Source organism: Aeromonas sp. NJAU223, assembly GCF_051125555.1.
GTDB classification, from domain to species: domain Bacteria; phylum Pseudomonadota; class Gammaproteobacteria; order Enterobacterales; family Aeromonadaceae; genus Aeromonas; species Aeromonas veronii_G.
On record NZ_CP144204.1, the window covers coordinates 1,735,242 to 1,756,554 of the forward strand.

The 21,313-nt window shown below is 57.3% G+C and carries 13 protein-coding genes and 3 tRNA genes; 13 read left to right on the plus strand and 3 right to left on the minus strand.

Going from position 1 to position 21,313, the window contains the following annotated elements; genetic code table 11:
- Window positions 1–88: 88 nt before the first annotated feature.
- Window positions 89–574 carry a YqhA family protein gene (locus VZC39_RS08065; protein ID WP_349921877.1) on the minus strand — a complete coding sequence of 162 codons (486 nt, stop codon included), beginning with the start codon at window positions 572–574 and terminating at the stop codon, window positions 89–91.
- A 933-nt stretch (window positions 575–1,507) separates the two neighbouring features.
- Between VZC39_RS08065 and VZC39_RS08070 the strand changes: the two genes are divergently transcribed.
- On the plus strand, window positions 1,508–3,439 hold the full coding sequence (locus tag VZC39_RS08070; RefSeq protein WP_434667371.1) for a Cache 3/Cache 2 fusion domain-containing protein: 1,932 nt from the start codon (window positions 1,508–1,510) through the stop codon (window positions 3,437–3,439).
- 97 nt (window positions 3,440–3,536) lie between these two features.
- On the opposite strand, the gene VZC39_RS08075 is transcribed toward VZC39_RS08070, so the two are convergent.
- Both VZC39_RS08075 and VZC39_RS08080 read right to left on the minus strand, forming a co-directional pair.
- A tRNA-Asn gene (locus VZC39_RS08075) sits at window positions 3,537–3,612 on the minus strand.
- Window positions 3,613–3,614: 2 nt separating this feature from the next.
- Window positions 3,615–3,690 (minus strand) — tRNA-Asn (locus VZC39_RS08080).
- 514 nt (window positions 3,691–4,204) lie between these two features.
- Here VZC39_RS08080 and dauA point away from each other — a divergent pair.
- From dauA to tssE, 12 genes are all read left to right on the plus strand, one after another.
- Entirely contained in the window at window positions 4,205–5,941 is a 1,737-nt protein-coding gene (gene dauA, locus VZC39_RS08085; protein ID WP_434667374.1) for a C4-dicarboxylic acid transporter DauA, read from the plus strand.
- A 182-nt stretch (window positions 5,942–6,123) separates the two neighbouring features.
- Window positions 6,124–6,211: transfer RNA gene (locus tag VZC39_RS08090), tRNA-Ser, on the plus strand.
- An 827-nt stretch (window positions 6,212–7,038) separates the two neighbouring features.
- Window positions 7,039–7,557 (plus strand): type VI secretion system effector Hcp1, encoded by a 519-nt coding sequence (gene hcp1, locus VZC39_RS08095; protein WP_349921309.1) that lies wholly within the window; start codon window positions 7,039–7,041, stop codon window positions 7,555–7,557.
- 285 nt (window positions 7,558–7,842) lie between these two features.
- A complete protein-coding gene (gene tssI, locus VZC39_RS08100) occupies window positions 7,843–9,888 on the plus strand; it encodes a type VI secretion system tip protein TssI/VgrG (protein WP_434667377.1) in 2,046 nt (681 codons plus the stop codon).
- Complete coding sequence (locus VZC39_RS08105; protein WP_349921886.1) at window positions 9,878–10,609, plus strand: DUF4123 domain-containing protein; 732 nt, start codon at window positions 9,878–9,880, stop codon at window positions 10,607–10,609. Before tssI ends, VZC39_RS08105 begins: the two co-directional genes overlap by 11 nt.
- Window positions 10,606–15,465 carry an RHS repeat-associated core domain-containing protein gene (locus tag VZC39_RS08110; RefSeq protein ID WP_434667380.1) on the plus strand — a complete coding sequence of 1,620 codons (4,860 nt, stop codon included), beginning with the start codon at window positions 10,606–10,608 and terminating at the stop codon, window positions 15,463–15,465. Before VZC39_RS08105 ends, VZC39_RS08110 begins: the two co-directional genes overlap by 4 nt.
- A 1-nt stretch (window position 15,466) precedes the next feature.
- Window positions 15,467–15,685 carry a hypothetical protein gene (locus VZC39_RS08115; RefSeq protein ID WP_100861745.1) on the plus strand — a complete coding sequence of 73 codons (219 nt, stop codon included), beginning with the start codon at window positions 15,467–15,469 and terminating at the stop codon, window positions 15,683–15,685.
- A 236-nt stretch (window positions 15,686–15,921) separates the two neighbouring features.
- Window positions 15,922–16,296: a hypothetical protein gene (locus VZC39_RS08120; RefSeq protein ID WP_349921888.1), complete on the plus strand. Its 375-nt coding sequence runs from the start codon at window positions 15,922–15,924 to the stop codon at window positions 16,294–16,296.
- A gap of 524 nt (window positions 16,297–16,820) precedes the next feature.
- Window positions 16,821–18,191 carry a tetratricopeptide repeat protein gene (locus VZC39_RS08125; protein WP_349921889.1) on the plus strand — a complete coding sequence of 457 codons (1,371 nt, stop codon included), beginning with the start codon at window positions 16,821–16,823 and terminating at the stop codon, window positions 18,189–18,191.
- Window positions 18,192–18,856: 665 nt separating this feature from the next.
- Complete coding sequence (gene tssB / locus VZC39_RS08130) at window positions 18,857–19,360, plus strand: type VI secretion system contractile sheath small subunit (protein ID WP_349921890.1); 504 nt, start codon at window positions 18,857–18,859, stop codon at window positions 19,358–19,360.
- Between the two features lie 36 nt (window positions 19,361–19,396).
- A complete protein-coding gene (tssC, locus tag VZC39_RS08135) occupies window positions 19,397–20,875 on the plus strand; it encodes a type VI secretion system contractile sheath large subunit (protein WP_349921892.1) in 1,479 nt (492 codons plus the stop codon).
- Between the two features lie 6 nt (window positions 20,876–20,881).
- Window positions 20,882–21,313 carry a type VI secretion system baseplate subunit TssE gene (gene tssE / locus VZC39_RS08140; protein ID WP_349921893.1) on the plus strand — a complete coding sequence of 144 codons (432 nt, stop codon included), beginning with the start codon at window positions 20,882–20,884 and terminating at the stop codon, window positions 21,311–21,313.

Sequence of the window (21,313 nt, forward strand, 5' to 3'; positions counted from 1 at the left end):
GGGTGAGCAAGTCTACCTTGGGGTAACCGTAATGAAAAGAGTTATCAATTTCGCTCTTGATGAATAAATCCTGAATGAAAAGGGGGTGCTATTTATGATCCGCCAGCCGCTCGGTGACCGCATAGATGAGGGCCGCGGCGGAGAAGGCGAGGAAGACGATGACCGACCATTTCATCTCCACTTCGTTGCCGACCCCGTCTTCCAGGAAGGCCTTGAGCACCTCTATGCCTGCGATGGTCACCAGGGAGTTGATGACGATGAGCTTCAGGGAGGCAAAGTTTATCTTGCTGAGCCAGTTGTCGCCGAGGGCCTCGCGCTGCTCCTGGGTCTGGATGAACTGCACGAAGCCGCAAACCGCCACCAGGATCAGCATCTGCGCCACCAGCACGAAGTCCACCAGGGTCAGCACACCGGTGATGAGGTCCATATAGGGGATCTCGATGATGTCTCGGCACAGCACATAGAGCTGCATGGCGAACTTCACCATCAGCAGGGCAACGCAGACCAGAATGGCCACGTAAAAGGGAAACATCATCAGCCGGCTGCCGTTGAGCATGAAGTTGAAGCGGCGCATGCAGACTCCTTAACGAATTGAAATTGCGCTGATTATGGCGTGTATCGGCGGGCTTGGGCAGTCACCATGACAAAATGGCTGGCAGGGCTGGGCGCCGACGCATCACCCGGTCGTGCCTCCTCGGGTGGCGGCCTCTATATCAATTGTCCACCAGAGGCCTTTTGGTTCACCAGCCATCGGGAGACGGTGTCAGTAGACAGCCAGCGAGCGGGTGCGACATGCCCGGTGAAGGCAAGCGAGCGAGTTTGTGCAAGGGGGCGGAGAAGATCCCATTGTGCGGAATGATCAGATGCCGGCGTTCAGATCCTGTATCGAATGCTGTATCACCCAGTCCAGCCTTGGTAGTTTTTTATATTGCAAATCACTCGCTTATTGGTTGTATATATCGTCAATTGCCCGATAAATCTCCCTTTTAAGGGGCTCATTAGCCGAGGTCGCGGCCATTTTCCGATGACTCGAGGCACGCTGAAGATCCTCGTGGTGCCGACGTCGGCAGACCCTGCACTACGCTGGCAAAAACAGTATCAGGGGAGGTGTGCACAAGCGGGCCATCTCAGGCGGGCTTGCCAGTCAACGGTTGCGCGCCTCGGACGTTCGTCTCTCCCGCACGTCTCTTCGCATCTCTCTCGACACAGCGCTCAAGACGGCTTCTTCACTGTTTCATCCACAGCCCACCTGGTCGAAGACTCAAATGCAGTCTGAATATTCCATCATTTATGCATTTCTTATGTTCTATTGAAAGCGCCATAAACCCTGTTAAATACAAGGTTGCAGGCGAGTTTCAAATGAAAAGCAAATTGCATAATTAGTGAATGACATGTTGTGTTCGGAAAACAATCAGCTAGGATGTGACGGCTTGAGGATAGGAACATCACTGGCTGATTGATACCAGCCAGCACACAACCCTGCGCAGTTGTTCAAAAAGAGAGAAGCATGATGCTGAAAACCTTGCGTGGTCGAATCACCCTGACCATTGCCAGCCTGTTGTTGCCCATTCTGATCGGTAGCGTGTTGCTGCTGGCCTGGAGCGATCAGAAACAACTGCACCAGGTGGCGAATAGCGATGCGAACAATGCCGTCACCGGGTTGCTCGATCAGATGAGTCTGCTTGATGGCCAGATCAGTCAGCGGGTGGACGCCTCCATGCGACTGCTCAAAGAGCGCAGTGCCGCACTCGGTCAGGCAAGCCAGGGGGCCATGGTGACGGTCAAAGAGCGCCAAGTTCCGCAGTTGCTGCTTGGCCAACGACCACAAGCCAACGAGAGTGAGTTGGTTGATGGCGTCAGCGCGTTGATGGGGGGGACTGCCACCCTGTTCAGCCGCAGCGGCGACGACTTTATCCGGGTGAGCACCACGGTCAAAAAAGAGGGGGTTCGTGCGACGGGATCGCCACTGGATCCCGATGGCCGCGCCATTGCCGCCATCAAACAGAACCTGCCGTTTTATGGTCAGGTGGATATTCTTGGCAACCCCTACCTCACCGGTTATGAGCCGCTTCACGATGCCGGTGGTCAAACCATCGGGATCTGGTACGTCGGCTATCCGGTTGACTTGACTCCGTTGGCCCATGCCGCCAGCCGCATCAAGTTGGCCGACACCGGGTTTGTCGCCGTGCTCGACGATAAGGGCAGGCTTCGCTTTGCCTCGCAAGGGCGTTCACCCGACGACATCAGCGCCTTGATCCAGACGCGTGACACCACGTGGGAGTGGACCGAGCAGCCGTTCAACCAGTGGGGCTTTCGGGTGATTGCCGGCTACCCGCGTGCGGAAATCGATGCGGTGGCCCATGAGCGGGCCATCACCATCATCGGTGGCGGCATTGCCCTGGCTGTCATCGTCCTGATCGTCCTGCTCAGCTTGTTGCAACGCCTGGTGCTCAACCCGCTCGGCGGGGAGCCGGCCGATGCCGTCAAATTGGCCCGTGCCATCGCCGACGTCGATTTGGGTCTTCAGCTTGGCAAGCAAGCACCGACCGACAGTGTGCTGGGCGCCATGCAGCGCATGCAAGGTGTGCTGCGTCAATTGGTCGAGGATGTGCAGCAAGAGGCCAGCGAAGTGTCTGCTTGCGCCGAGCGCTTTAACATCACCTCGCGCCAGATTGCCAGCGGCTCCGAGCGCCAGACCCAGGCTACCCATACCATGGCGGCGGCGCTTGAGCAGATGGCGGCCAGTATTGGCCAGATTGCCGAGCACGCCAAAGAGGCACAAGCAACCACCGATCACTGCGCTCACGAGTCTCGCGAAGGCAACCGGATCATTGCCGAGATGGCCGAGCGGATCAGCCGGGTCGCCAGCGAAGTGGCGCAAAGTGCCAATATGATTGAGACCCTGTCCAGCCAAAGCGAAAACATTGTCAACGTGGTAGCGGTCATCGATGAAGTGGCCAAGCAGACCAATCTGCTGGCACTCAATGCGGCCATCGAAGCCGCTCGCGCCGGTGAACAGGGGCGCGGATTTGCCGTGGTGGCCGATGAGGTGCGCACGCTGGCGATGCGTACCGGCGAGTCCACCAAGGAGATAGCCCGCACCCTCGGCGCCGTGCGCGACAGCGCGGGTGCGACAGTGCTAAGGGTGGAACAGGCCCAAAGTGAGGCGCAAGGCAGCACAGAGCTGGCCCGCTATGCCAGCGAGGCGATGCAGCGTATTGCCAGCACCACCAGCGAAGTGGAGCGTGTCACTGAGTTCATTACCCGTGCACTGGACGAGCAGAGTCTGGCCAGTAACGAAATTGCGGCCAGTGTCGATGAAGTTTCCCGCATGATTGTTCAAAACGAAGCCGCCTCGCACGACGCCGCAGAGGAGGCGGAGCAGATGCACAAAGTCGTCGTCAATCTCAATGCGACAGTGCGTCGTTTCCGTCTGTAGGGCTGTCCAATGCCAGGGCAGGATCACCTGGCTGCGTCAGCCCGCCATGAAGAAGCAGATACGAAAAAGCCCAGCCAAAAGGCTGGGCTTTAGAAGATGGCTCCCTCGACAGGACTTGAACCTGTGACATACGGATTAACAGTCCGCCGTTCTACCGACTGAACTACGAGGGAATTGGCTCCTCCTACTGGACTTGAACCAGTGACATACGGATTAACAGTCCGCCGTTCTACCGACTGAACTAAGGAGGAATTGCCTGTCTCGTCGAGACGGTGCGGATATTAATGGCCTCTGGTCCGGGTGTCAACCCGTAACCCCGGGCAAGAAAGGGGTTTTCGGCCTGTTTGTCCAAAACTTGGTCGCCATGGACTATTTTCAGCACAATCAGCAGCTTGGAAGGGAGAGGGGCTTCTTGCCTGCCATCGGGTTCGGCCCTGCGGGCGATCCGGTACAAGGGACGGGCGACCTCATCACCGTCGGTGATGAGGACGTTGTCGCAGAGTAAAGGACGATAGCCGGTCGGCGATGGTTCTTTTCATGATCTCTTGGCGCAATAGGCGATAAAGATCGGCGATTTGATGCTTATCCACGGCAATAATGCGGGCTAATGGCCATTTCTTGATCCTGCCCATCGAAATATGACGCCGTCTCGGGTATGGTTGCCCTCGATACCATCGCCGCGTCGACAGCTCTGCCGGCCCTTGATGATGATCGGGTGCCGGGTCACGCCGGCCTTTGTCTCCTCCTTCTGGTATTACTCAATACATGCACAATCAAGCTTCCTTACAAGGCGTGAAGCTGGCTATCGCATTGCGCCAATCCTGTATCGACGAACCCTATAGCGCCGCCCGTTTCGGCCGCGATCTCATCGCCGGCATCACGGTGGGCATCATCGCCATTCCGCTCGCCATGGCGCTGGCCATCGCCAGCGGCGTGCCGCCCCAGCATGGCCTCTATACCGCCATCATCGCCGGTATCGTCATCGCGGTGACCGGGGGATCGCGCTTCTCTATCTCGGGGCCGACCGCGGCCTTCGTGGTGATCCTCTACCCGGTGGCCCAGCAGTTTGGGGTAGGGGGCCTGCTGATGGCGACCCTGCTCTCCGGCTTCTTCCTGGTCGCCATGGGAATGGCCAGACTCGGCCGTCTCATCGAGTACATTCCACCTTCAGTGACGCTGGGCTTTACCGGCGGGATCGCCATCGTGATAGCCACCTTGCAGATCAAGGACTTCTTCGGACTGCACGTTGCCGAGATGCCGGAGACCTACATCGGCAAGGTCGAGGCCCTGGCTCAGGCCCTGCCAAGCTGGCAGTGGGGGGATACCCTGGTGGGGGTGGCGACCCTGGCGGTACTGCTGCTCTGGCCCCGGTTGCGACTGCCTGTGCCGGGCCATCTGCCCGCCGTGCTGGTGGGGGTGGGGCTTGGCTTTGGCCTGCACACCATGGGTATCGAGGTCGCGACCATCGGCAGCAAGTTCAGCTATACCCTGGCCGATGGCACCCAGGGGATGGGGATCCCCCCCATAGCGCCAACCCTGATGATGCCCTGGTCATTGCCAGGACCGGACGGTGCCCCGGTGGTCTGGGATCTGGCGGCCATCGAGCGTCTGCTGCCCGCCGCCTTCTCCATGGCCATGCTGGGCGCCATCGAATCCCTGCTCTGTGCCGTGGTGCTGGATGGCATGACGGGGCGCAAGCACAGCTCCAACGGTGAACTGGTGGGGCAGGGGCTTGGCAACATCCTGGCCCCCTTCTTCGGCGGGATCACGGCGACGGCGGCGATTGCCCGCTCCGCCGCCAACGTGCGGGCCGGTGCCACCTCGCCCATCTCCGGCATCATCCATGCGCTGGTGGTGCTGGCCGCCATTTTGGTACTGGCCCCCTGGCTCTCCTGGTTGCCACTGTCCGCCATGGCGGCCCTGCTGCTGCTGGTGGCCTGGAACATGAGCGAAGCCCACAAGGTGGTGGATCTCATCCGCCGCGCCCCGCGCTCCGACGTGTTGGTGCTGCTGGTCTGTCTGTCGCTCACCGTCATCTTCGACATGGTCATCGCCATCACCTTCGGGGTGATCCTGGCTTCCCTGCTGTTTATGCGCGAAATCGCCAAGATGACCCGGCTGCACAACCTGGCCGAGCACAAGCGCTACGCTGGCGAGGTACAGAGCGGAACCCTGGTCTACAAGATCAACGGCCCCCTGTTCTTTGCGGCGGCGGAACGAGTGTTCGGTGAACTGTTGGCCCAGGTGAAGGATCACAAGACGCTGGTGCTGCAGATGGAGGCGGTCTCCATCCTGGATGCGGGTGGTTTGTCTGCCTTCCAGCAATTTGCCAAGCGGATGGCCAAGGTCGGAGTGCGGGTGCGAGTGGCGGAATTGCAGTTCCAGCCGCTCAAGACCCTGGCGCGCGCCAAGGTGCGCCCCATCCCGGGGGAGCTGGAATTTTACGGCTCGCTGGAAGACGCCCTCAGAGGGGAACCCTTGCACGAAGTGGCTGAAAATTGAGTGAAAGGGGTAGGAAACGGCATCTTTTTGGTCACTTGGCTCGGTAATTGAGCAGTTGACTGCAAAAGGTGAAAAATAGCATTGACCGCTCCCGACCTATCCCTTACATTACGCCCCGTTCCAGCGCAACAGCGTAGCGAACGACGTGGTGATTGAACACGTTAAACAGCGGTCGAAAATTTGGTGAGGTGTCCGAGTGGCTGAAGGAGCACGCCTGGAAAGTGTGTATACGGCAACGTATCGAGGGTTCGAATCCCTCCCTCACCGCCAAATAAAGCAAAAGGGCCTGTCGCAAGACAGGCCCTTTTGCTTATCCGACGACGAAGGATTGGGAGCCTGGCTCGACAGGCAATCCAGTCATTCCGGGCTGCCCAAGGCGCGAGCCCCTGGGAGAGAGCCTATCCTTCCCATCTTCAAGGTTGAAAAGCCGCCCTCAGGGGCGCTTTTTGCTATCCGAATGTTATCTGTGCTGATGCTGAAAGGGGCAAGCCTCCTTGCGTTGAGCCACAGAGCTTATCGGGATGAGCATCCGCAGGGCGCCAGCAGGCGTGAGTCCGGTGGGGCTCTCATCTCTTATTGCCTGATGCGGCAGGAAAATTGCCTGTCTGAAGCCCCCCGGTCAGTGCGCAAGGGGAGCACCAACCCCTACCACCATCCATTCCCCATATTGCAAAGCCTACCCCCGGGCCGACTCTCTGTTCTCTGACCCCTTTTTCTGATTGCCGTTCTTCCCCGATGCGTGGCCTGTGGGGTAATGGATTCTTGGGACGACGCTAGATCCCATGGGATGGAATTTTCTGCTACATGTCACCGAGGTGGGGTGTCACGAGTATCGACAGGGCATCCCAAACACTCCGGGTTTGGTGTTATCTACTGACTGGCGCAATCCATTGCTCTTTTTTTGGATGAATAAACTGCCCATGCAATATTTTGTAGTTGTTTTGGTTTTTGGGGCAATGTGTTGCGATATTTACTGCGGTGGATAACGGCGGGGTTTTGGCAAGTCATTGTTTTTAATTGGTAAAATTGTTTGGCATGGACGCTGCTAACGGTTTCGGTTGAGTGTCATTACCGTTTAACCAATCAGGAGCAATTCCATGCCAACTCCATGTTATATCAGCATCGAAGGTAAAACCCAGGGCAACATCACCGCCGGTGCCTTCACCTCCGACTCCGTCGGCAACATCTTCGTGCAGGGCCACGAAGACGAGATGCTGGTGCAAGAGTTCCAGCACATCGTCACCGTGCCGACCGATCCGCAATCCGGCCAGCCGGCGGGTCAGCGCGTCCACAAGCCGTTCAAGTTCACCGTAGCCCTGAACAAGGCTGTGCCGCTGATGTACAACTCCCTGGCTTCCGGCGAGATGCTGCCGAAAGTGACCCTGAAGTGGTACCGCACCTCCGTCGAGGGCAAGCAGGAGCACTTCTTCAGCACCGTGCTGACCGATGCCACCATCGTCGACATCGACTGCCAGATGCCCCACTGCCAGGATCCGGCGAAGGCTGATTTCACCCAGCTGATCCAGGTCTCCCTGGCTTATCGCAAGATTGACTGGGAGCACACCGTCGCCGGTACCTCCGGTGCGGACGACTGGCGCGCGCCGATCGAGGCTTGATGCCTGCAAGGAGCACCCCATGGGTGCTCCTTGTTTTGTGTGCCGCAGAGCCTGATGAAGCTCAAAACCCCGCTCGCTTAACTCCTCATCCCCTGACCCATGCCATGGCTTTCTTCTGCCCGTTTGCCGCGTGAGCGGGCACAACAAAGAACATGACGACGGATCTGCACGCACGCCTTGGGGGCGTGCGGTAGCCATGGCGGCGAAAAAGCGGCGGCCATGGCGGATCTCTCTCCCACCTTGAGGCAGCCGGCAGCGATGCGGGCCGACAGCAGAGGCGCACCGATGGCAGACAGCACAGGATTACAATTTACCGTCAAGGTGGGGGCGCTGCCCGAGAGCACCTTCGTGGTGGCGGAATTTGCGCTGGAGGAGGCGCTGAGCGGCCCCTTCCAACTGAGGCTGGAACTCGCCAGCCCCCAGCCGGATGTCGATTTCGGCGCCGTGCTGGACCAGCCCTGCGAGCTGCTCATCTGGTACAACGGCGAGCTGCAGCGGCGGGTGTGCGGGGTGGTGAGCGATGTTGGCCAAGGGGACAGCGGCTTTCGCCGTACCCGCTATCAGCTGCTGGTGCAGCCTGCCTTGTGGCGGCTGGGCCTTCGCCAGAATTCGCGTATCTTCCAGGCCCAGAAGCCGGACGAAATCCTCTCCATCCTCTTGCAAGAGCACGGCATCACCGACTACGCCTTTGCACTGAAAAACGAGCACGCGAAGCGTGAATACTGCGTCCAGTACCGGGAAACGGACTTGGATTTCCTGAACCGCCTCGCCGCCGAAGAGGGGCTCTTCTACTTCCACGAGTTCGAAGCCGGCAAGCATCGCATCGTCTTTGCCGACGATGCAGCCGCACTGACTCAAGGCCCCGAGCTCTTCTTCAACCTCGGCAACCGCTCGCTGGAGCAGGGCCCTTATGTACGTCAATTCCACTACCGGGAAGCGGTGCGTCCAAGCGATGTGGAGCTCAAAGACTACAGCTTCAAGACCCCGGCCTATGGGCTTTCCCACAAGCAGCGCGGTACCGAGCTCGAGCATCAGCGCGATACCTATCAGCACTTCGACTCCCCGGGTCGCTACAAGCTGGACCCGAGCGGCAAGGCGTTTGCCCAGCACCGGCTCGATGCCCTGCGCAATGACGCCGTCACCGGTCAGGGTAAGTCCAACTGCGCGGCCCTGCTGCCGGGGCAGTATTTCTCCCTCACCGAACACCCGAACGGCGTGCTCAATGCCGACTGGCAGATCGTGCGCATCAGTCACGTGGGCCAGCAACCCCAGGCGCTGGAGGAGGAAGGGGGCAGCGGCCCGACCGTCTATCACAACGAATTCGGGGTAGTGAAGGCGAGTACGACCTGGAGGGCGCGCATCGGCAGCCCACAGGCGCCCTTTAAGCCCATGGTGGATGGGCCGCAGATCGCCACCGTGGTGGGGCCACAAGGGGAAGAGATTTACTGCGACGAGCACGGCCGGGTGAAGTTGCAATTCCCTTGGGACCGCTACGGTTCGAGTAACGATCAGAGTTCCTGCTGGGTGCGGGTCTCTCAGGGTTGGGCGGGCGGTCAATACGGCATGATGACCATCCCGCGCATCGGCCACGAGGTCATCGTGAGCTTCCTGGAAGGGGATCCGGACCAGCCCATCGTCACCGGTCGCACCTACCACGCCACCAACCGGCCGCCCTACGAGTTGCCGGCCAACAAGACCCGCACCGTGCTGCGCACCGAGACCCATCAAGGGGAAGGCTTCAACGAGCTGAGATTCGAAGATCAAGCGGGCAAGGAAGAGATCTACATCCACGGTCAGAAAGACCTGAATCTGCTCATCGAAAACGATGCGGCCTGGCACATCAAACACGACGAGCATCGGGACATCGACAACGAGCGGGTGACCCGCATCAAGGCCAATGACCACCTCACCGTCAACGGCGAGAAGCGGGATCACGTCAAGGCTGATTATTCGCTCACCGTGGATGCCTCGATGCACCAGAAGCTCGGGCAAAGCTGGCTCACCCAGGCGGGGCAGGAGGTACACGTCAAGGCCGGTGCCAAGGTGGTGCTGGAGGCAGGTTCCGAGATCACCGTCAAGGTCGGCGGCTGCTTTATCAAGGTCGATGGCGGTGGCGTCACTCTGGTGGGCCCCACCATCAAGATGAACTCAGGCGGCAGCCCCGGATCCGGCTCTGGCTGGGGCGGTAAATCGCCGATCAATCCCCTGGGGGTCGCAGTTCCCCCGACTCCCAAGGTGCCGCTGAGCCCGGCTCAGCTCGCCACCATGAAGAGCGCGGCGCCGTTCTGCGAAGAGTGCGAGAAGTGCAAGGAGGGTGCTTGTGAGATCTGAGTCCATCCCTTTGGGCGAGTGGATCGCCACGGAGGATCCGTGCCCTCTCTATGCCGTACTGGCGGGAGCGAGCGATGCTGCCCCCTTGCAGCACTACTATCGGTTGGATGGCCGCCATACTCCTCGCGGGCTCTATCTCGGTACCTCTTATGAAGATTGGCACCCCGTCATGCCCTATCTGGTTGAGCTGGAGCGAGGTAGCTCCTTTATCGAATGGGCGGCAACGACGGACTCCCGTGACTGGGGGTTCATCCTGTCGACGGCGCAGCCCATGGCGACCCTCTATGCCCATCTGCAGGGGCTGACCCAGGTATGGCATCAGGGGGAGGCGGTGTTCTTTCGTTACTGGGATGGCGCCTATCTGGTGCCCATCGCAGAGCTGCTAGGGGATAGCTTCACTACCCTGCTGCCGGAACTGAGCGGACTCTGGGTCGCTGGACATGGCTTTCATTGGACCGCATCCGAGGCCAAGGCATCACAACCCTTCCCCTGGTGGAGCCTGCCTGAGGCGCTGACGAGCGCGTTGGCAAAACGGGATCCTACCCCTCTCATCAATAACCTGATGCAACAACTTGCGGATCAAAATGGTCAGCTCTACTGGTCCTTCCCCGAGGCCAATCTACGGCTCAAGGTCGCCCGCTTTGTCGCGCGCAATGCCTTGAGTGACTCCGAATTATTCCCGGCGCTGGAAGCTGCGCTGCTGCAAGAGGTCCAAGCATGAGCAACGCCGGTCAGGCCGTCTTCAACCAGGTGATCGCCGATTATCGCAACGCCCTGAAAGAGTACCGCAAGGATGCCGAGAGCTTCTTTCTGGGGGATCTGCTCAGCATGGACATGGAGCAGACCATCAAGGTGGGTGACAAGAAAGTCACGGCTTCATCAAACAGCAAAAAGGCACAGTCTGTCGTCACCCAGTGCCCACTGAGCGGCACCCTGCGGTTGGTGCATCTGTTCGAATCGGTGCGTTTCATCCCCATCGGCAATACCCCCTACAGGGTGGAAGCGGGCAAGATGGTGCGAGGGCGTTTCGTCAGCGAGTCCGTGGTCAAGGAAGGAACCCTGGATGCCAAGGGCATCGCCGAGGTGGGCAAACTGGTCCCCGGCAAATCCTATCGCGTCACCTTCTATCCCAATGTGAAGAAGGCCGACTTGGATGGGCTCTTTGCCTCCTATGCCCCCGTGCAACAGGATCTCATCGCCTGGCTCACCAAGGAGTGGGGCAGCGAACACAAGGCCGCCTGGGCCCGTTACACCATGAACGGGAGCGGTTTCGGGGCTCATTCCCTCGCCGCCGCCAGCGGGATTGGCAAGGCCCTGGTCGGGGTCTGGGATGATCTCAAAACTATTTACGATCTGCTGGCCGATCCGGTGGGCAATGCCAAGAAGCTGGCGGAGTTCGGGGTCGATGCGGCCGCCATGGCCAGGGCGGGGGCCTCCGAGATGGAGGCCGCCATGCTGGTGCTGCAAGACGAGGCCCTGCTCTATCTCTACGCTTACGCCCTGGTGAGCTGGGTCAAGTTGTTGCCGCCGGACGAGCAGACCGAATTTGGTGCCCAGGTGATCGCCTCAGTGCTTATCGACGTCATCATTGGGGTCGTTCTGACCGGTGGGGCCGGGCTGGCGGTGCGCTATGGCGCCAAGGCCGCCACCGTCGCCAGAAAAAGCGATCGGGTGACCAGGCTGGTCAGTGCACTGGTCAGTCTCTCCAAGAAACACAATCTGGCTCAGCATGCCCAGAGTGCCAAGAAAGTGCTGGTGGCCGGCGCTGCCCGGCTCAATCCAGCCAAGAAGGCGGATCTCAAGCTCATTGATGGTGGCGCCACGACCGAAGTTTTGCAGGGCACCGCCGCCAGACGCAGGTTCGAACCTCATACCGAGATCAAGCAGGGCAACAACACCCCGGATGCCTCCAAGCAGGGCCGGACGCCATCGGATCAGGCGCACCAGCCCGAAGCCCAGACCTGCACCAATGGCTGCCCCGTCTCCATGGTGACGGGGGAAGAGTTGCTGGCATTGGAAGATGCACAGCTGCCGGGCATGCTGCCTTTCACCTTTGGCCGTCTCTACCGCACCTCGGCGGTGGCGCTGGACTGCGGCATGGGGGCTGGCTGGAGTCACTCTCTGGCCCATCGGCTCGAGCGCCACGGCGAGACCCTGATCTGGTGGGATGATGAGTCCCTTGCCATCGAGTTGCCGCTGCCGTCCGGCAGCATGCCCATGGTGACCAACCGGCTGGCGGCGGCGGCCGTCTATCTCGGCGACAGCGATGACGAGGTGATCCTGGCCAAGGCGGGGTCACCTCTCCTGCATTTTCGCTGGCAGGGGAACGAAGGGCGCCTGACCGCACTCTCCGATGCTTACGGCAATCGGCTGACGGTACGCGCCGATGAGCAGGGGCGCCCCAGCTGGCTGGAGAACGAGGGGGGCCTGGCCCTGCGCCTCGTCTATCAGGGGGAGCGCCTCTGCGCCCTCGAGTTGCAACAGTTCGATGGCCTGCACTGGCAGCCACAATCGATCCTGCAACGCTATCACTACGACGAATTCGGTCGGCTTGCCGCCGCCGAGAACGGGGTGGGTGAGCAGGAGCGTTACCGCTACCGGCCCGACGGAGTGATCCTCGAGCGTACTCTCGCCGGTGGCGCCAGCTTCTTCTGGGAGTGGGAAGGGGAGGGGAATAAGGCCCGCGCCACTCGCCACTGGAGCGACGTCGCCCGCTTCGATGTCAGCTACGGCTGGGATGACGACAAGGGAGAGGTGACGGTTGCGAATACCGATGGCAGCCTCGAAGTCTATCGCCATGACAGCAATGCCCGCCTGGTGCGCCAGCAGGATCCGGACGGTGCAATCACCGAATTTGACTACAACAATCAGGGTCAGAAGGTACTGTCCCGCGATGCTTTGGGAGGGGAAACCCGTTATCAATACGACGATGAGGGGTTGTTGTCACTGGAAATAGCACCGGATGGCAGTGAAACCGCCTACAGCTACTGGGATGGTCGGGTTCGCAAGGTGGTGCAAGGAGAGCGGGAGTGGCGCTTCGAGCGCAACGAACAGGGGGATGTCACCGCCAGAGTGGACCCTCTCGGCCGCCAGACCCGTTACGGCTACACGGCGCAAGGCAAGCTCAGCTGGGTGGCGCAGCCCGATGGCAGCCGCATCGAACTGGGTTGGAACCGCCTCGGCCAGCTTATCGAGGAGAAGGGTGCCGATGGCGGCCTCACCCGCTGGCGCTATGACGAGCGGGGCCGCCAGATCCTGCGCCGGGATCCCCGTGGTGCCATCACCCGTTACGAGTGGGATGGGGCCGATCGCCTGCAGGCGGTGCACCTGCCCGGCGGCGGCACCCGCCGGTTTGAATACAACCCCTATGGCAAGGTGACGGCCGAGTGGGATGAACTGGGCCGCGAGACCCGCTATGAGTACCACGATCGCCTTCATCTGCTCAGCCGACGCATCAATCCCGATGGCAGCGCGCTCAAGTACCGCTACGACAACGCCAAGATGTTCCTGAGCGAGATTGAGAACGAGCACGGCGAGCAGCACCGCATCCAGTATTACCCCAACGGACTGGTGGCCCAGGAAACGGGCTTTGACGGGCGCACCATCGCCTATCGCTACGATCTGAACGGTCATCTTTGCAAGAAGGTGGAGTACGGCAAGGAAGAGACCGAACTGGTCACCCGCTATGAGCGCGATGCCATGGGGCGGCTGCTCAGCAAACAGCTGCCTGATGGCCGCGAGATCCAGTTTGCCTATGATGCCTATGGCCAGCTTATCCGGGTTGACGACGGCGCCTGGCCACTGGCTTTTGAATATGACAAGGGCGGCAACCTCACTGCCGAGCATCAGGGATGGGCATCCAGCTACTTCCAGCACGATGCCATGGGGCAGCTTGCGCACTGGCGGTTGCCGGATGGCAATCGCCTCGACTACCAGTATCAGGATGGCGACCTCTGTGGCGTGGATCTCAACGGCACTGAGCTGACGCGCCACCAGGTCGCCGCGGGTCTCGAGATGCGCCGCCGCCAGGGGGCGCTGACCCAGCAGTATGAATACGACGAGCAGGGTCGCCTGAGTGCATTGCGCCTGCAGCGCGGTCAGCAGGTCGCCCGCGAGCGACGCTACGGGTACGACCGTTCTGGCAATTTGCTGAAGGTGGACGACAGTGCCCTGGTGACAGCCGGCAATCCACGAGGGGAGCAACACTATCGCTATGATCCGCTGGATAGGTTGCTGGAGGTGCGCGGTGAGCTGACCGAGCGTTTCATGCACGACCCGGCTGGCAACCTGCTGAGCCAGACCCAGGGCACCTCCTTCGAGGCGGTGCGCACTCAGGGCAACCGGCTGCTGTTTAGCGGTGATCGTCACTTCGACTATGACGAATTCGGCCGGCTGGCCGCCGAGCGCCGTGGCAAGGGGCAACGCCTGCTCACCCGCTATGAATATGACTGCCAGCATCAACTGATCGGTGCCGAGCTGCCGGATGGTCGCCGGGTGCGTTACGACTACGATGTCTTTGGCCGCCGCATTCGCAAGACAGTGAGCGACGGTGCCGACGAGCAGGTGACCGAGTTCCTGTGGCAGGCCAACAACCTCATCGCCGAGAGCCGCAGCGACGGCGCTTATCGCAGCTTCATCTACGAGCCGGGCAGCTTCAAACCCCTGGTACAGCTGGAAGGAGAGGGGGCGCAGGCCGAGGTTTATCACTATCAGCTGGACCATCTGGGCACGCCTTTGGCCCTGACCCATCACGACGGTCATACCGCCTGGCAGGTACGCTATCGTGCCTATGGGAACGTCTGGAAACAGGAGCTGACAGAGGTCGAGACGTCTCTGCGTTTCCAGGGGCAATATTACGATGCCGAGACCGGGCTGCACTATAACCGTCACCGTTATTACCAACCGGACACGGGTAGATTTATCACCCCCGACCCGATAGGCTTGGCCGGTGGACTCAACAACTACCAGTATGCCCCCAACCCCACCGGCTGGGTGGATCCGCTGGGGTTAAGCAATGTGCCGGGGCAGTGCCCGGATAATAGTGATGTTGTTCAACAAAAGCATCAGGAGGGGATGGAAGCGCCGCCGAGCGTTGGTGCGAGTAAACCTGACTTTTATGTTGGCCCAAGTGGCCCTGCATCGACATTGCCAAGCACCGGATATCGATATATGAGATATCTTAATGATGATGGTTCTGTAAATAGATTTGCTCAAAAAGCAATGGATACTGGTGAAGTACGGCTTTCATATTTCGGTTTTGATAAGTTTGATACTGGTGAACAGGTCACTGAGGCCTTCCAAATAAAGGCGCCGAAGCATGTTACGTCTAGTGATACTACAGGGTCATGGAGTGATGGGCGACTTAGGATAAAGTTTGATACGTTACAATTGTTTGATGAATCCGGTAAACTTAAAGTCAAGGTCCCTAATAGCCATGGCGGTGAAGGTCCTGATTTAGAACCGTTCACTGAAGCATATCCACAATATGGTAAGGGGGGGGCTAGACAGTTGGTGCCAAACGATGGTGAAGACATATTTATAAAAGTAGATGAAATAGATATACTGCCGGGGGAATAAAATGGATATTTTGACGTTGAGAGCAGAAACAAAAAAAATGATAGAAAATCATTTGCTAGGCATTGACCCTGAGGCAATAAAGTTGATCCAGATGGTTTTAGATACTAAACGAGCCATACCTATAAAAGCAATTCTTGTACACATGGATGAGTTTAATTTAAAGCAATTTACAAACTTAGAGAAAGAACTCATAGACGAACTTATGTACAGATATGGATAAAGTAATGGCTAATTGTAGTGCAATCTAGTAATGGGACTTTCGGCAGACTCTGGATGTGTTACAGTATATAAAATGACACATCCATATCAATTTTTAGAAAATACCTCTGAATGGTAATTAAGAACTATACAATAATGTCTTTAATATTTTCTAGTGCTCTAGTTAGTTGGGTTTTATATTGCCTAGGGAGTTAACCTGAAAATTAACTCTTTACAGGTTTTAGTAGTAAAATATTTATGGTTGAAGTTATTAACGATAGGGACTTTAAATATACTAAGTGGAATATCGATGACTCGTTGGTCAGGATAGATTATCCCACTACAGGATATGGTGTGTATTCAAATAAGTATGAGTTAATAGTTGTAATGGAGTATGGAAGGGGTAATAGCCTCAATGCTACAGCCTACAATAGGTATGGGTTTGAACTAGGTAAGATAACCCCTTTTGCTGAAGATATAATATATGAATATATATCCATACATCCTAGCTCTGCAAGTGGAGTCGCAATCGTAGGTACTTATAGTAACTTGGTTGATAATTTCCAATATTGGTTTTTTGAAGTTGACTTAGAAAATTTCATTATTGGAAAGCGACTTTCTCCAGCTTACTGAATACCGTTGTAACAACGGTTTGAGAGCGGCGTTTAACATTGCTGTTACGTATGAAGTACTTTTTTATATTTTTATGTGGCTTTTGAATTGGTTTATATGTTCACGCATGAATGATGAGGTGTATTTGTTTTTTGGTTGCTACCTAACATAATTTATAGCCAGCAATGGATATGTTGTGATTATAATTTAGTTTTTTCTACGATACGGACAAAATCCCTACTGAAATAATTTTTTGATGAAGAAATATTTCGTGTTAGTAACTGCATGGATATATCTCCTGCATACTTATGATGGGGTTCGCGTGGTTTATTATAAGACATGTTCGACTATAATAAAAGATGGGTGGGTAGACGGTAGTAGAATTATAATATCGCCATAGATTATGCTCTTTATACTCCACGCGTGGCGTTCTTGTATATTTTTTAGTTTCGCAAGGCACATAATTTTTAAGGGGGGTTAAATATAGCTACACTTAGTTTTATACCCAATCACTGTTCTATTTTTTAAAACTTTGGGAATTATTGATGGTATACCGTGCTTTATTATCGATACTAATATCGAATGTGTTGATTGCCTGCACAACAACGGTCCCACTGACCGAATCCGAACTCTCTCAAGCCGCCCAGCAGGGTCAGGGCAAGGCGCAGTATGAGCTGGCCAATCGCCTGGCGGCCAAGCCGGATTATCCCGAGGCGATGCGCTGGATGAAACAGGCTGCGGTTCAATCAGGACCACTGGCGGCGGATGCGGATGTACGAGGCAAGGCCGCGCTGCAGGTGGGGAGCTGGTATCAATCTGGCCTCGGTGAACCCAAGAATCCAAAGCTGGCTCAGGAGTGGTGGCAGCGCTCGGCCAAGCTGGGCAATGCGGATGCCAGTTATCAGCTGGGGCTGGCGTGCCAGCAGCAACATCAGGGCAAGCAGGCCGATGAGTGTCTCGACTGGTTCGAGCAGGCGGCCAAACGGGATCATGCGGATGCTCAGCTGGTGCTGGGTGAGTGGTATGCCAAGCAGCCCGGTGCCGACGCCGATGCCATCGAGTGGCTGGAGAAGGCGGCCGAGCAGGGTAACCGTGAGGCGCAATATCGGCTCGGCCTGCGCTATGAGCAAGGGAAAGGTGTCGCCAAGCGACCCGATCTCGCCCAGCGCTGGTATGACAAAGCCGCCGCCCAGCATCAACCGGATGCCTTGCTGATCCTGGCCAGACGGGCGAGTGGTGCCGAGGCTCTGCCCCTGTATCAACGCGCCGCCGATGCCGGTGCTCCCGAGGCTCAGCTGTGGTTGGGACAAGCCTATCTGGCGGGGGAGGTGGTGGCTCAGGATCTCGCCCTCGGCCGTTACTGGCTGGAACTGGCGGCGAGCCATGGTTCCCACGAGGCGGAATATCAGCTGAGTCTGAGACAGAGCGATCCGGCGGCGCGAGAGCACTGGTTGACCCTGGCCGCCAAAGGCGGGGTGAGCCAGGCACAACTCGAGTTGGCACAATTGCAGCAGGGGCGGGGTGAGTTGGTGGCGGCCCGCCTGAGTTTCGCCTCGGCGGCGCGGCAGGGCAATGTCGAGGCCCATTATGCCTATGGCGAGATGCTGCGGCTGGGGCTGGGCGGGGAGGCGGATTACGTCCAGGCGCTCAAGCAGTACCGGCTGGCGGCCAATGCGAATCACCGGCAGGCGCAATACCGCATGGGCACCATGCGTGAGCGTGGCTGGGGGGCGCCACGCAACCGCTTGCATGCTTATGCATGGTATCTGCTCGCCGCGACTGATGGGAACAAGGATGCGACGGATGCGGGCAATGAATTGGAAAAAGGGATGACAAAACAGGAGAAAGCCGCTGGTCAAAAATTGGCCCAACACTGGTTTGTCAAACTCGAAGAAAGTACCCCCTTGCCGATATAAAGGATAAAACCTAGAACTAAATCAGATGGTGGATATAGGTAATATTCATACTCAATGACACCATATGTACAATATTCTCAACGCGTAACAGCGTGGACAATCAAGCTTCACCTTATAAGACATCTCACATGACAATTATCGACTGACTAGTCAATGTCATGGTTCGCGCACTATGAGCCTACATCAGAGGCCGCCATTTTTTATGTCATTGTTGACAAATGGCTTATCTTAATCGTCGGTTCAAACGTGAATATTATACCGCTGCATTCAACTTGAGATATTTCCTACGCAGTGAATGGTTTCATGTAAGCTATTGATTTTGATGATTTTTATCTGTTTGTTTGAATTTTGCTGTCTATCTTTTGGATATTTTTTGTTGACTGAAAAAGAGTCATAAATATACCATCTGTCACAAATGGCTCTTAAGCCAACAAGACCTCTAACAAAGAGTAGAGGCGAATCGGGTTGTATTAAGTAACAAGATGCATATTGCGTTTTTGATTATTTCGCCTTGGCGGGATTCATATCGAAAATGCCTCGTCGGCTGGCGTTTTTCTACCGAGTTCACCCCTGAACTCGTCAACTGTCATTTTTTACAGTTGTCTGTAGAAGCGTTGGCTATAAGCTTTAGGGTCTTCATGGATCCTTAACTTGGTATTTAGAGCATGGGAAAAGGAATTGATGGCGCCACCGTTGCGCCTAAAGAGCGTATTAATATCAAATATGTGCCAGCAACCGGTGGTCAACAGGCGGAAATAGAACTTCCCCTGACCATGATGGTTATCGGCAACATGAAAGGACGTACGGAAGAGACCCCCATCGAGGAGCGCCAGACCGTCTCCATCGACAAGAATAATTTTTCCTCTGTCATGAAAGAATCTGCACTGGAACTGAAGTTCTCCGTTCCCAACCGCCTGGAAGAGAACAGCCAGGACGAGTTGCCGGTGTCGATCAAGATCCAGTCCCTGGAAGACTTCACCCCCGACAGCGTTGCCCAGCAGGTTCCCGAGCTGCGCAAGCTGCTGGAACTGCGTGAAGCTCTGGTTGCCCTGAAAGGACCGCTCGGAAATATCCCGTCCTTCCGCAATCGTTTGCAGGATCTGCTGTCCAGTGACGAGGCTCGCGAGCAACTGCTCAAGGAGCTGGATCTGATCAAGCCTGCCGAGTGATCTGCAGATTAATTGACTGATTGATAAGGAAAAAACATGTCTCAGGTCGAAGAACAGGTTCAAGCGGGGGCGAGTGCTGCCTCCTCGTCCTTGCTGGACGAAATCATGGCGCAGGCACGCATTACCCCGGTAGACGAGGGTTACAGCGTCGCCAAGCAGGGAGTTGCTGCCCTCATCGCAAACATTCTGGACAGTGGCACCACCACTGACCCGGTCAACAAGGCCCTGGTGGACAGCATGATTGTCGAGCTCGACAAGAAGCTGAGCAAGCAGATGGATGTCATCTTGCATGCCAAGGAAGTGCAGGAGCTGGAGTCCTCCTGGCGTTCCCTCAAGCTCCTGGTGGATCGCACCGATTTTCGCGAGAACATCAAGATCCAGGTGCTGCATGCGACCAAGGAGGAACTGCTGGAAGATTTCGAGTTCTCACCAGAGATCACCCAGTCAGGCCTCTACAAGCATGTCTATTCCACTGGTTATGGTCAATTTGGTGGTCAACCCATCGGTGCCGTGATCGGTGATTACGCCTTTACCCAAAGCTCTCCCGACATCAAGCTGATGCAGTATGTCAGCGCGGTGGGCGCCATGGCCCATGCTCCCTTCATCTCCTCCGTCGCACCGACGTTCTTCGGTGTGGACAGCTTCACCGATCTGCCGTCCATCAAGGATCTCAAGTCGGTATTCGAAGGCCCGGCCTACACCAAGTGGCGCTCTCTGCGCGAGTCGGAAGATGCCCGCTACCTGGGGCTGACGGCACCGCGCTTCCTGGCGCGCCTGCCCTACGATCCGACCGAAAACCCCATCAAGGGCTTCAACTACCAGGAAGACATCAGTTCGGATCACGACCACTACCTGTGGGGCAACACCGCCTATCTGATGGGGACTTCCCTGACCGACAGCTTCGCCAAGTACCGCTGGTGCCCGAACATCATTGGCCCGCAGAGCGGTGGCGCCATCCACGACCTGCCGGTACATGTGTACGAGGCCATGGGTCAGCTGCAGGCCAAGATCCCGACCGAGGTGTTGATCACCGATCGCCGCGAGTATGAGCTGTCCGAAGAGGGCTTCATCACCCTGACCATGCGCAAAGACAGCGACAATGCCGCCTTCTTCTCCGCCAACTCGGTGCAAAAGCCCAAGGTGTTCCCGAACACCAAGGAAGGCAAGGAAGCGGAGACCAACTACAAGCTGGGCACCCAGTTGCCCTACATGTTCATCATCAATCGCCTGGCACACTACATCAAGGTGCTGCAGCGCGAGCAGATCGGCTCCTGGAAGGAGCGCCAGGATCTGGAGCGTGAACTGAACGGCTGGATCAAGCAGTTCGTGGCCGATCAGGAGAACCCGCCGGCAGACGTGCGTAGCCGCCGCCCGCTGCGTGCCGCCCAGATCAAGGTGCTGGATGTGGAAGGGGAGCCGGGCTGGTATCAGGTCGCCATGGCCGTCCGTCCGCACTTCAAGTACATGGGGGCCAGCTTCGAGCTGTCTCTGGTAGGTCGTCTGGACAAGGAATAATGGCCGATGCCGTCTCTCTCTTCCTGGGATAGAGGAAATGCGGCCAGCCTGTTTGACCGGATCCGGGGGGAGGGGGTTCACCCTTCCCCCCGTTCGGAAGTGGATGATCTGGTGGATTCTGTCAAACGGCAGCTCGATCAGATCCTCAACACCCGCCCCGGCAATTGTCGCAGTGCTCCCGAGCTTGGCGTCGTCGATCTCAATGACGCCACCCAGGGTAGTGCCGATATCAAGGGGCGGATCCGTGAGGCGATCCGGCAATGCATCCGTCGGTATGAACCGCGGATAGTTCATGTGGAAGTTCGTTCACCCGACGCTCAGGCGAGCCCGCTCGAGATGTCGTTTCAGGTGACGGCCCATGTGAGGCTGGAGCACATCGAACAGGTTACCTCGTTCAACGTCCACCTGGACAGTCACCGTCACTACCGCATGGTCTGA

What these genes read in the sequence shown, in the direction of transcription:
- VZC39_RS08065 (WP_349921877.1), bottom strand. Translation starts at nt 574, where the DNA reads ATGCGCCGCTTCAACTTCATGCTCAACGGCAGCCGGCTGATGATGTTT.
- VZC39_RS08070 (WP_434667371.1), top strand. Translation starts at nt 1,508, where the DNA reads ATGATGCTGAAAACCTTGCGTGGTCGAATCACCCTGACCATTGCCAGC.
- dauA (WP_434667374.1), top strand. Translation starts at nt 4,205, where the DNA reads ATGCACAATCAAGCTTCCTTACAAGGCGTGAAGCTGGCTATCGCATTG.
- hcp1 (WP_349921309.1), top strand. Translation starts at nt 7,039, where the DNA reads ATGCCAACTCCATGTTATATCAGCATCGAAGGTAAAACCCAGGGCAAC.
- tssI (WP_434667377.1), top strand. Translation starts at nt 7,843, where the DNA reads ATGGCAGACAGCACAGGATTACAATTTACCGTCAAGGTGGGGGCGCTG.
- VZC39_RS08110 (WP_434667380.1), top strand. Translation starts at nt 10,606, where the DNA reads ATGAGCAACGCCGGTCAGGCCGTCTTCAACCAGGTGATCGCCGATTAT.
- VZC39_RS08115 (WP_100861745.1), top strand. Translation starts at nt 15,467, where the DNA reads ATGGATATTTTGACGTTGAGAGCAGAAACAAAAAAAATGATAGAAAAT.
- VZC39_RS08120 (WP_349921888.1), top strand. Translation starts at nt 15,922, where the DNA reads ATGGTTGAAGTTATTAACGATAGGGACTTTAAATATACTAAGTGGAAT.
- VZC39_RS08125 (WP_349921889.1), top strand. Translation starts at nt 16,821, where the DNA reads ATGGTATACCGTGCTTTATTATCGATACTAATATCGAATGTGTTGATT.
- tssB (WP_349921890.1), top strand. Translation starts at nt 18,857, where the DNA reads ATGGGAAAAGGAATTGATGGCGCCACCGTTGCGCCTAAAGAGCGTATT.
- tssC (WP_349921892.1), top strand. Translation starts at nt 19,397, where the DNA reads ATGTCTCAGGTCGAAGAACAGGTTCAAGCGGGGGCGAGTGCTGCCTCC.
- tssE (WP_349921893.1), top strand. Translation starts at nt 20,882, where the DNA reads ATGCCGTCTCTCTCTTCCTGGGATAGAGGAAATGCGGCCAGCCTGTTT.